This window comes from Micromonospora sp. NBS 11-29, assembly GCF_002140155.1.
Lineage (GTDB): Bacteria > Actinomycetota > Actinomycetes > Mycobacteriales > Micromonosporaceae > Micromonospora.
The window spans coordinates 75,263-85,931 of sequence record NZ_NAPR01000006.1 but is presented as its reverse complement, the minus strand read 5'-3'; the positions used below and the strand labels follow the sequence as shown (position 1 = coordinate 85,931).

The 10,669-nt window shown below is 76.6% G+C and carries 8 protein-coding genes and 1 pseudogene; 7 read left to right on the top strand and 2 right to left on the bottom strand.

The window, feature by feature from the left end:
* Window positions 1–1,015: serine/threonine-protein kinase (locus B1205_RS08060; protein WP_254909795.1), on the bottom strand; the 1,015-nt coding region annotated here is incomplete at its 3' end.
* Window positions 1,016–1,194: 179 nt separating this feature from the next.
* Here B1205_RS08060 and B1205_RS08055 point away from each other — a divergent pair.
* The 4 genes and pseudogenes from B1205_RS08055 (at window position 1,195) to B1205_RS08040 (ending at window position 6,945) form a co-directional block, all read left to right on the top strand.
* Complete coding sequence (locus B1205_RS08055; protein ID WP_089155372.1) at window positions 1,195–2,028, top strand: patatin-like phospholipase family protein; 834 nt, start codon at window positions 1,195–1,197, stop codon at window positions 2,026–2,028.
* Window positions 2,028–2,995: pseudogene (locus B1205_RS08050) on the top strand (1-acyl-sn-glycerol-3-phosphate acyltransferase). Before B1205_RS08055 ends, B1205_RS08050 begins: the two are co-directional and overlap by 1 nt.
* A gap of 57 nt (window positions 2,996–3,052) precedes the next feature.
* Window positions 3,053–3,373 carry a divalent-cation tolerance protein CutA gene (gene cutA / locus B1205_RS08045; protein WP_089155045.1) on the top strand — a complete coding sequence of 107 codons (321 nt, stop codon included), beginning with the start codon at window positions 3,053–3,055 and terminating at the stop codon, window positions 3,371–3,373.
* Window positions 3,374–3,420: 47 nt separating this feature from the next.
* Window positions 3,421–6,945 (top strand): SCO7613 C-terminal domain-containing membrane protein, encoded by a 3,525-nt coding sequence (locus B1205_RS08040; protein ID WP_089155044.1) that lies wholly within the window; start codon window positions 3,421–3,423, stop codon window positions 6,943–6,945.
* 85 nt (window positions 6,946–7,030) lie between these two features.
* Here the strand turns inward: B1205_RS08040 and map are convergent, their stop codons facing one another.
* Window positions 7,031–7,840 carry a type I methionyl aminopeptidase gene (gene map / locus B1205_RS08035; protein ID WP_089155043.1) on the bottom strand — a complete coding sequence of 270 codons (810 nt, stop codon included), beginning with the start codon at window positions 7,838–7,840 and terminating at the stop codon, window positions 7,031–7,033.
* A 78-nt stretch (window positions 7,841–7,918) separates the two neighbouring features.
* Here map and B1205_RS08030 point away from each other — a divergent pair, with 78 nt between their 5' ends.
* The 3 genes from B1205_RS08030 (at window position 7,919) to B1205_RS08020 (ending at window position 10,651) form a co-directional block, all read left to right on the top strand.
* Window positions 7,919–8,185, top strand: coding sequence for a helix-turn-helix domain-containing protein (locus B1205_RS08030; protein ID WP_089155042.1), 267 nt, complete (start codon window positions 7,919–7,921; stop codon window positions 8,183–8,185).
* 154 nt (window positions 8,186–8,339) lie between these two features.
* Complete coding sequence (locus B1205_RS08025) at window positions 8,340–9,356, top strand: fatty acid desaturase family protein (RefSeq protein ID WP_089155041.1); 1,017 nt, start codon at window positions 8,340–8,342, stop codon at window positions 9,354–9,356.
* 143 nt (window positions 9,357–9,499) lie between these two features.
* Window positions 9,500–10,651, top strand: a complete 1,152-nt coding sequence (locus tag B1205_RS08020; RefSeq protein WP_089155040.1) for an FHA domain-containing protein — start codon at window positions 9,500–9,502, stop codon at window positions 10,649–10,651.
* Window positions 10,652–10,669: the final 18 nt, after the last annotated feature.

The following is a 10,669-nucleotide window of genomic DNA, read 5'->3' as shown; positions in this document are numbered from 1 at the left end:
GGGCGAGGGCCCGCCGCCGGGCCGGCGGCGTACCCCCCGGCGTGCCGGGCGTGACCGGCGGTGGCATCGGCGGCGCGGCTGGCGGAACCGTCGGCGCGGCCGGCGGCTCCGGCGGCGGTGCGGGCGTCAGCGCGGGCAGCGTCATGGTCGGCGCGAGCATGGTGGCGGCCTGCGGGTCGGCGGGCAGCAACTGGTCGCGGAGCACGGCCGCCACCCGGTGCGCGGTCGGCCGCCGCCGCGGATCCCGGGCCAGGCAGCGCAGGCAGATCTCCGCGACCGGGCCGGGCAGCCCCGGTACGCCGTCCAGCCTGGGTGGTGCGCTCTCCGCCAGCGCCGCGCTGAGCTGTTCCCAGGTCTCCGCCGGGTACGGCGGCTGGCCGGTCAGCGTCTCGAAGAGCAGGACGCCCAGCGAGTAGACATCGGTGGCCGGCTGGGCCGGCGCCCCGTCCAGCCGTTCCGGCGCCACGTACGCCGGGGTGCCGAACGTGCCGCCGTCCTCGTCCTCGTCCGGCGCGCCGACCCGGGTGGCGATGCCGAAGTCGAGCACCTTCGCCCCGGTCGCGGTCATCATGACGTTGGCCGGCGTGACGTCCCGGTGGACGATGCCGAGCCGGTGCGCCGCGGCCAGCGCCTCGGCCACCTGCGCGCCGGTCTCCACCGCAGCCGGCCAGGGCAGCGGCCCCTCGGTCAGGCGGTGGTCCAGCTCCTCGCCGCTGAGCAGCTCCATCACCACGAACGAGGTGATCGAGCCGTCGGGTGCGACCGTCTCGCCGTAGTCGTGCACGGCGGTGACGTGCGGGTGGTCGAGCTGGGCCGCGGAGCGGGCCTCCTCGCGCACCATGTCGCGGAAACGGGCGTCGGCGGCGAGCGAGGGAGCGAGGACCTTCACCGCCACCACCCGGTCGAGCACCTCGTCGCGGGCTCGCCAGATCACCGACATGCCGCCGGCGCCGATCCGGTCGATGAGTCGGTACCGCCGGGCCAGCAGGCGGCCGGCCTGGAGTGTCGCCTTCACCTCGCGCACCTGCCTGGGCTCGGGAGCGCTATCAGGTTGCGTGAATGTGTCTTACCTGTCAACAGTCCACGTCGCCGATCGCGCGGAGCGCATCCGTGGTGGCTCGCGGTGACCGGGCGGGGCCGGCGAGGAGACGGCCCGGCCGGCCGGATCGTGGGCCGCGTGCCAGGATGAACGGCATGGCGGCGGGTCCGGTGGCGTTCGTGCTCGGCGGCGGGGGAGTGCTCGGCGCGGTCGAGGTGGGGATGCTGCGTGCGCTGTTCCGCGCCCAGGTCCGGCCCGACCTGGTGATCGGCACGTCGATCGGCGCGGTGAACGGCGCCCTGGTCGCCGCCGATCCGACCGAGGCGGTCACCGACCGGCTGGTCCGCCTCTGGGCCTCGCCGGAGGCGAGCGAGGTGTACGGCGACTCCGTCGCCCGGCAGTTGCGCCGCTTCGCCGCGCGTACCCACCTGCACTCGCCCCGCCCGCTGCGCCGGCTGCTGGAGAGCGAGCTGGGCGAGGAGACCACGTTCGCCGACCTGACGGTGCCGTTCCGCTGCTGCGCCGCGAACATCGAGCGGGCCGCCGAGCACTGGTTCGCCGAGGGCCCACTGGTGCCGGCGGTGCTCGCGTCCGCGTCGGTGCCCGGCCTGCTGCCACCGGCCCAGATCGCCGGTCAGCACTACATCGACGGTGGGGTGGTCAACTCCATCCCGGTCGGCGAGGCGGTGGCGGCCGGCGCGAGGAGGATCTTCGTGCTCCAGGTGGGCCGGATCGAACGCGCGTTGAGCCCGCCGCGCCGCCCCTGGGAGATCGCCCAGGTCGCGTTCGAGATCGCCCGCCGGCACCGGTTCGCCCGGGAGATGGCGGCGCTGCCCGAGGGCGTCGAGGTGCACGTGCTGCCGACCGGCGGCGCGGAGCCGCGCGACGACAGCCCGTGGGCGTACCGGGACATGGCGGCCGTGGGACGGCGGATCAGCCGGGCGTACACGGCGTCCCGCCGCTATCTGGACACCGTGCTGGAGCGCTGATGCCGTTACCACCCCGATGGGTACGCCGGTTGCTGCTCGCCCCCGGCGTGGTGCTGCTCGCCGTCGCCGTGGTGACCACGCTGCCGGGCTGGGCACTGCTCGCGCTGGCCGCGTCGCCGTTGGTGCCGGGGCGGCTGCGCCCGCTGCGGCTGCTCTGGATCGGCACCNCTCGGGCTTCGGCGCGTACAAGCGGTCGCCGGCCTTCCAGCGGGCCCACTACGTGGTCGCCGGGCGTTTCCTGCGGGTGCTGTTCTGGCAGGCCCGGTGGACGCTGCGGCTGAGCATCGACGTGGTCGGCACCGACCCGGACACCGCCCTGCCCGGCCGCCCCGAGCTGGTGCTCTGCCGGCACGCCGGGCCCGGTGACTCGTTCATCCTGATCCACGCGCTGGTGAACTGGTTCCACCGGGAGCCCCGGATCGTGCTCAAGGAGAGCCTCCAGTGGGACCCGGCCATCGACGTGCTGCTCAACCGGCTGCCCAACCGGTTCATCGCGCCCGGCCCGGACGGCCGGGAGTCGGCGGTACGGCAGATCGGGCACCTGGCCACCGGGCTGGACGACGACGACGCCTTCGTGATCTTCCCCGAGGGGGGCAACTTCACCCCGGGGCGGCGGCTGCGCGCGATCGCCCGGCTGCGCGGGCTCGGCCTGGAACGGATGGCCCTGCGCGCCGAGCGGATGCAGCACGTCCTGGCCCCGCAGCCGGGCGGGATGCTGGCCGCGCTCGACGCCGCCCCGGACGCCGGGGTGATCTTCGTGGCGCACACCGGCCTGGACCAGATGCTCACGGTCGCGGACGTGTGGCGCGAGCTGCCCATGGACAAGCGGATCGTGATGCGGTTCTGGTCGGTGCCGCCCGAGGAGGTCCCGACCGGCGAGCAGGAACGCATCGACTGGTTGTTCGACTGGTGGGCCCGGATCGACAGGTGGATCGCGGCCAACCGGGACGGCACGACCGACGCCTGAGTGGAATTCCCGCGCCGGATATGTCCCAGCGGCCCGGACGCCGCGTAGGGTGCGCTCGTGGAGCAGATCTGCGTGGTGACGACCGTGGTGGACGCCCGCCGGGTCGCGGACGTGTTGGCCGCCGCCGCCGTCGCCGGTCGATTGGCCGCGTGCGCCCAGGTCACGGGGCCGGTGGACAGCACCTACTGGTGGCAGTCGGCGATCCAGACCACCGCCGAGTGGGCGGTCCGGTTCAAGACCGCGCCGGACCGGGTGGACGCGCTGGTCGACCAGCTTCGCGCCAGCCACCCGTACGAGGTGCCGGAGATCCTGGTCAGCCGGGAGGACAGCGGCAACCCCGACTACACCGCCTGGGTGCGCGAGCACACCCGACCCTAGGTACGCCTACTCTGTCCGCCCGCCCCGCCGCCCACGAAGCTGTCGGGGTGGAGAACACCGGCTACCCCTGCCCCGGGTGCGGCGCCCCGGCCGACCTCGCCGTCGGATGCCGCGGCTGCGGTCGCCCGCCGTACCCGCCCGCCGCCGAGGTGATCCGGCTGGACGGCGAGATCGCGGCGCTGACCCCGCGGGTGGAGGCGGCTCGGCTCGCGTACCAGGACCTCGCCGGCCGGCTGTCCACGGCCCGGCAGCGGCGGGCCGCCCTGGCCGCCCGGATCCGCCTGGAGATCCCCGTGCCGCGACCGGCGGCCACCGTGCCGCCGCCGGTCGCCCCGGCGTCGCCGGTGCGACCGTTGCCACCCGCCGGGGTACGCCCCGGCGGCGCGGAGACCTCCACCCGGGCGGTGCAGGGCCTGCTCTTCGTCCTCGGTGGACTGCTGCTCGGCACCGCCGCGGTGGTCTTCACCGCCGTCGCCTGGGCCGCGTTCGGGGTGGCCGGGCGGGCACTGATCCTGCTCGCCGTCACCGTCCTGGCCCTCGCCGCGCCGCTGGTGGCCCGGGCGCGCGGGCTGCGCGGCACCGCCGAGACGGTCGCCTCGGTGGGGCTGCTGCTGGTGCTCCTGGACGGGTACGCCGCCTGGTCGGTGGACCTGTTCGGGGTCGCCGACTGGCCGGGCAGCCGGTACGCCGCGCTGGTCGCGGCGGCCGGCGCGGCGGTGGCCGCCGGATACGGCCGGCTCAGCCGGCTCACCGCGCCGTGGTTCGCGGCGTGGCTGGCCGCGCAGCCGGTGCTGCCGCTGGTCGCGGCCGCGGCCCGGCCGACGGCGGCGGGTTGGGCGCTGGTCCTGACCGCGCTGGCCCTCGGCGACCTCGTGGTGGTGGTCGCCCTGCGCCGGCGGGCCGCGAGGGCCGGCGGTGTGCCGGCGGCTGCCGCCGGTCCGGTCGGGTCCGGGGCGGCGGCGCGGGCCGGGCTGGTGCTGGGCTGGCTGGGGCACGGCGTGGCACTGGCCCTGGCGGCGGCCTGTGCGCTGGTGCCGCTGGCGGTCGGCCGGGCGGCCGGCACGGCGCTGCTCGCCGGCGTACCGCTGCTGGTGGCGACGCTCGTACTGGTCGCGGGCGCGTACGCGGCCGGCGGTCGGACGTGGCGCGCGGTGGCCACCGGTCTGCTGGTGCCGGTGCTCGCCGCCGCGCTGCTGCGGCCGGTCGCCGCCGAACACGCCGGGGTGCTGCTGCTCGCGGCCGGGATGGTGGTGGCGGCGCTGGCCGGTGCGGTCCGGGTGGTGCCGGCGGGGATGCGGACCGGCCCCCGGATCGGTGCCTACGCGGTCGCCGCCGGCCTGGGACAGGTCACCGTCGTGCTGACCGGGGTGATCGGCGCGGCCACCGCGATCGCCGCGTTCCCGGCCTGGCAGGGCGGCCGGTCCGTGCCGGTCCCGTCCTGGGGTTGGCAGTTGCCGCCGGCGCTGCTGCTGGTCGCCGGGGCGGTGGCGCTGCTGGCCCCCCGGACGGTCCGGCCGCTGATCGGGGTGGTCGCCGCCGGGCTGACCGTGCTCGCCGCGCCGGCCGTGGCGACCGTGCCCTGGCCGGCGGTGGTGGCCGCCGACCTGGTGGTGGCCGCCGCGCTGCTGTCGGGCGCCGTGGTCCGGCCGCGCCCGGCCCGGGTCACCGTCGCGGCCGCCGCGTCGATCGCCGCCGCGCTGACCGGGCACGCGCTGCTGGTGGGCTGCGCCGCGCCGGCCGGGGCGGTCGTCGTGCTCGCGGTGATCGCCGGACTCGGGGTGGCGGTGGCCGCGTTCGGCCGGCGCGGAGCGGGTGCGCAGCCGGTCGTCGCCGGCGTGGCGCTGGCCGTGGCGCTGCCCGCCGTACCGGCCGGGGTGGCGGTCGCGTTGCTCGGCCTGGGCGCGCCCGCCTGGTGGCAGCTACGCGGTGGAACCGCCGCCGTCGCGGTGCCGGTGGTCGCCGTCCTCGCCGTCCGCCGCCGGTGGCCCGACCTGACCGGGTACGCCTCGGCGGGGCTCGCGGTGGCGCTGGCCGGAATCGGCCTCGGGCCGCTGCTGGTGGCGGCGCGGGAACCGCTGGGCCTCTACGCCGTGGCGGGGGCGCTGCTGGCGCTGGCCGCCGGCGGTGGGACGCGGCCGGCGACCGCCCCACGGGTGGTCGGCGTCGCGTTGGCCGGTACGGCGCTGCTGACCGCCGTCGCACCCGCGCTGACGGTGTTGGGGGGCCTGCCGGTCCGTCCCTGGTCCGGCGCGCCCACCGCGACGGCGGTGCCGGTGGAGGCGGCGCGGGCCGGGCTGGTGCTGCTGCTCCTGGGCGTCGCCGTGGCGGCGTACACCCGGGCGGTGCTGGCCGCGCGGTTCGACCGGTGGCTGCCGGTGCTGGCGGCGCTGCCGTTCGGCGCGGTGGCCCTGCCGGTGCTGCTCGCGGCCGCCGGCGCGCCCTGGCCGGTGGTGCCGGCGGTGGTGTTCGGGCTCGGGCTCGCCGCGCTGCTGGGCGCCGCGACGGCGGGTGCGCGTCCGGTGGCGCCGGCGGTGCTGCTGCCGCTGGGGGCGATGCTCGGCGGGTTCGGGTTCGGTGGGCTGCTCGCCACCCGGGCCGGGACGCTGGCCGGGCTGGGCGCGCTCGTGCTGGCCGGTGTCGTGACGGGCGTGGCCGGGCGGCCGGGCGTCGTCCGGTTGGCTGGCTGGCTGGGCGGCGTGGGCGCGGCCACCGGGTTCGCGATCACCGCGTCACTGGCCGCCGGGCTGCCGTTGCGTACCGCCGGTTTCGCGGTCCTGGCCATCGCGGCGGTGACCCTGCACGCGGCGCCCGCGCTGCGGTCCCGCCAGGCCGGGGCGGGCCAGGCCGGGGCGGGCCACGGCGGGGCGAGCCAAGCCCAGGTGGGCCAAGCCCATGCGGGCCAGGCCGGGGTGGGCCGGCGCGGGGTGGAGGCGGCGGCTCAGGCGGTGGCGCTGCTCGCGCTGCTGCTCACCGGCGGCGCGCTGCGGCACGCGGCGGCGGTCTGCGTGCTGTGGGGCGTGGCTGTCGCGGTCCGGGTGTTGCGCGGCGGCGAGACGCCGGCCGGACGCCGGACGCTCGCGGCGGTCGCGGCCGGCAGCGAGCTGCTCGGTGGCTGGCTGCTGCTGGCCGCCGGTGGGGTGGTGCTGCTGGAGGCGTACACGGTGTCGGCGGCGGCGCTCGCCCTCGGCGCCGGCCTGCTGGCGCTGCGGCGGCGGCCGGGGCTGACGAGCTGGCTGGCGCTCGGCCCGGGGCTCGGCGCGGCACTGCTGCCCAGCCTGGTGAGCGTGCTGGCCGCACCGGACCCGCAACCGCTGCGCCGGCTGCTGCTCGGCCTGGCCGCGCTCGGGGCCGTGGTCGGTGGCGCGGCCCGGCGCTGGCAGGCGCCGGTCGTGCTGGGCGCGGCGACGCTGGTGCCGCTGGCGTTGCACGAACTGGCCCGGGGATGGGACCTGCTTCCCCGGTGGATCTTCCTGGGCCTGGGCGGGCTGCTGCTGATCGGCCTCGCGGCCACATACGAGCGGCGCCGGCGTGACCTGGCCCGCCTCCATGCCGCCGTCGCCCGGCTGGGCTGACCACTCCGGTCTCCCCAACCGGGGTGGCGAGAACCGGGCCCGGCTGGCCTGTCGCCGAACGACGAGGCCGCCGTCGACGGACTGCTCAGGACGCTGCGGCGACCGTTCCGTCGGTGCGGTCGGCCGGGGCGGGGCGGCGGGTCAGCACCCGGGGGCCGGTTTCCGTCACCGCGACCGTGTGCTCGGAGTGGGCGGTGCGGGAGCCGTCGGCGGACCGGATCGTCCAGCCGTCGTCGTCGAACTTGATCTTGTCGGTGGAGCGGCAGAACCAGGGTTCGATGGCGATGGTGAGGCCCGGGGCGAGTTTCATGCCCCGGCGGGGGCGGCCGTCGTTGGCGACGTGCGGGGCCTCGTGCATGGTGCGGCCGATGCCGTGGCCGCCGAACTCGCCGTTCACGCCGTAGCCGTAGGAGCGGGCGACCTCGCCGATCGCGGCGGAGACGTCACCGAGGCGGCCGCCGGGCTGGGCGGCGGCGATGCCGGCCGCCAGGGCGACCTCGGTGGCCTCGATCAGTTTCAGGTCCTCCGGGTCGGGGACGCCGACGACGACGGAGAGCGCGGAGTCGGCGGCCCAGCCGTCGATGGTGACCGCCATGTCGATGCTGAGCAGGTCGCCGTCGCGCAGCACGTAGTCGTGCGGCAGGCCGTGCAGCACCGCGTCGTTCACCGACAGGCAGAGCACGTTGCGGAACGGACCGCGGCCGAACGAGGGGGAGTAGTCCCAGTAGCAGGACTCGGCGCCGCGTTCGGCGATCCGGCGGCGGGCGTGGTGCTCGATGTCCATCAGGTTGACGCCGACCTCGGCGACACCGCCCAGCTCGGCGAGCAGCTCGCCGACGAACTGGCCGGTCACCGCCATCCGGTCGATCTCGTTGGTGGACTTCAGCTCGATCACGACTTTCTCCCTCTCCCCGGTGCGGTATTTTTATACCACGCCCGTCCGGGGTGCTCCGGAGGGGCATATCCTGCTGGCATGGTCCGCCAACCACTGACGCCCGAACAGATCGCCGCGGGTCGGCGCCTCGGCACCGCGCTGCGCTCCGCGCGGGCCGACCGCAGCCTCGTCGAGGTGGCCCTGGCGGCCGGCATCTCGCCCGAGACGCTGCGCAAGATCGAGGCGGGTCGCCTGCCCGCGCCGGCGTTCGGCACCGTGGTCGGCCTCAGCCGGGCCCTCGACGTCCCCCTCGCCGACCTGGCCGACGTCTGGCTGGCCGACCTGCCCGCCCGCCGGGCGTCCTGAGAGCGCCGATCGGCCGGAGGTAGGGCCAGCACCACGTCGAACGCGGGGGCTGACGGGATTACCCAGCGCTACCTTCCTCGCCAGGATTGGTGACGGAGAGTCGCCTACCGGAGCGCGGCTCGCGGCACCGGGGGGCGACGGTGAGTTCTTCGACATCGACCNCCGCCGGGTCGCCGAGGCGGGGCTGTTCGACCGGCGACCCGGCCGGTACGCGGTCCGCATCGCGCTCACCCTGGGCGCCTTCCTGGCCGGCTGGGTGCTGGTGGCGACGGTTGGCGACTCCTGGTGGCAGGTGCCGCTGGCGGCCGGCATGGCGGTGGCCACCACCCAGGTGGCGTTCCTCGGCCACGACGCCGGGCACCGACAGATGTTCCGCCGTCGCGGGCCCAGCGAACTGGCCGGCCTGGTCTCCGGCAACCTCGCCGTCGGGCTCAGCTACGGCTGGTGGGTGGACAAGCACAACCGGCACCACGCCAACCCGAACCACGCCGACGAGGACCCCGACGTCGGCGCGGGCGCGCTGGTCTGGACGTACGAGCAGGCGCTCGCCACCCGCGGCCTGAGCCGGTGGATGGCCCGGCGGCAGGCGTGGCTGTTCTTTCCGCTGCTCCTGCTGGAAGGGCTGGCGCTGCATGTGGCGAGCGTCCGGGCCCTGACCGGACGGGGACCGAGCGGCCGGTGGCGGGTCCCGATGCGGCACCGGGGCGTGGAGGCGCTGCTGCTCGCGGCGCACGGCGTCGGCTACGCCGGCCTGCTCCTGGCGGTGATGTCACCGGGCAAGGCGCTGGCGTTCGCCGCCGTGCACCAGGGACTCTGGGGTCTCTACATGGGATGCGCGTTCGCCCCGAACCACAAGGGCATGCCGATGCCCACCGCCGCCGACGACCTCGACCACCTGCGCAAGCAGGTGCTCACGTCGCGCAACGTGCGCGGCGGGCGGTTCGTCGACCTGGCGCTGGGCGGCCTGAACCACCAGATCGAGCACCACCTGTTCCCGAACACGCCCCGGGCCAACCTGCGCCGGGCGAGGCCGCTGGTCCGGGCGTACTGCGCCGAACAGGGCATCCCGTACGTCGAGACCGGGCTGGTCGAGTCGTACCGGCGGGGGTTGGCGCACCTGCACGACGTGGGGCGACCGCTGCGCGCGGCCCGAGCGCGGCGGCGGCCGTGAGGTGACGAACGCCGCTTTCCGGATGTGCGCCGCGACGCCGTCGTCGGAGGTGGCCGGTAGGGTCGTCGCATGGTGGACCGGCGTGCCCCGGCGGGGCGACCGGCCCCGACCGGGTCAAGGGACGACATCGTGCGGAGCGCGGCATGAGATTCGAGATCAGCAAGGTGCTCGACGCCATCGAGGGGCGGGTCTGCACCGACCCCTCGCTGGCCCGGGCCGTGGTCGACCTGGCCGAGGTGATCCGCTGGCAGAACCTGGACGGCGGGCGACCGGCCAGCCTGCTGCGGCTCGGCATGGTGATCGACGCGCTGTCCCGGCAGATCGGCGAGGACAGCGTCCCGGTCTACGCGATCGTGCACCGGGCCCTGCTGTCGGACGCGGACCTCACCTCCAACGAGCGGATGGTGGTCCGCCGCTGGGCCGACGACGGCCTGGTCGAGGTGCTCGACCAGCCCGGTGACCGGATGCTGGAGGTGGCCGACCTGCTCGGCCTGCCGGTGCTCACCCGGGCCCGGCTGGACGGGCTCGTCGGGCGGTACCCGTGGGTCGGCCAGGCCGGCCGGGTGCTCGCGCCGGTGCCCGGCGCCGGTGGGCCGGTCTTCATCGCGCACGTCGGCGGCGGCCAGGACCCGACCACCGGCAACCGCTCGCCGGCCGGGGTCAAGCTGCTCACCCGGCAGTGGCGCTGTCCCGAGCCGGGCTGCGCGCTGTTCGGCGGCGGCGGAGGTGGCGGCGCCTTCGCCGACCTGGCCGCCGTGGACCGGGCCCCGTCCGCGCAGCCGCCGCCCACGCTGCGCACCGGCGCGCCGACCTGCCCCCGGCACGGTGCGCGCCTCTCCGACGCCGGGCCGCGCCCGCGCAGCGAGGTGCTGGCGGTGCGGATCGGCGGGCTGGTGCGACGCCGGTTCGTGCTCACCGAGACCGACCCGGTGGCGGTCGGACGGGCCCCGGAGTCCGCCGGTGGGGTGACGCTGGGCCAGTGGCTCAACGACGAGGCCCGGCGCTGGATCAGCCGCAGTCATGTCGAGTTCGCGCTGGGCCGGGGCGGTGAGGTGGTGGTCACCGACATCAGCACCAACGGCTCCGGCGTACGGCCCGGCGGGTCGATGGACGAGTCGGCGCGCATCCCGCTGCCGCCGCAGCAGTCCCGCACGCTGGGCGACGGCGACCTGATCGAGCTGTACCCGGGCGTGCAGGTGGGCCGCGCCGCCGACACGGCCAGCGACGCGACGTACACGCCGAACTCGGTGATGGCCGAGGCGCCGACCATGGCGATGCGGCTGCCGCGTCCCTGACCACCGACGCGCGAGGGC

Excerpts from the sequence above, each read along its gene's own strand:
- B1205_RS08055 (WP_089155372.1), top strand. The coding sequence starts at position 1,195 with ATGGCGGCGGGTCCGGTGGCGTTCGTGCTCGGCGGCGGGGGAGTGCTC.
- B1205_RS08030 (WP_089155042.1), top strand. The coding sequence starts at position 7,919 with ATGGTCCGCCAACCACTGACGCCCGAACAGATCGCCGCGGGTCGGCGC.
- B1205_RS08020 (WP_089155040.1), top strand. The coding sequence starts at position 9,500 with ATGAGATTCGAGATCAGCAAGGTGCTCGACGCCATCGAGGGGCGGGTC.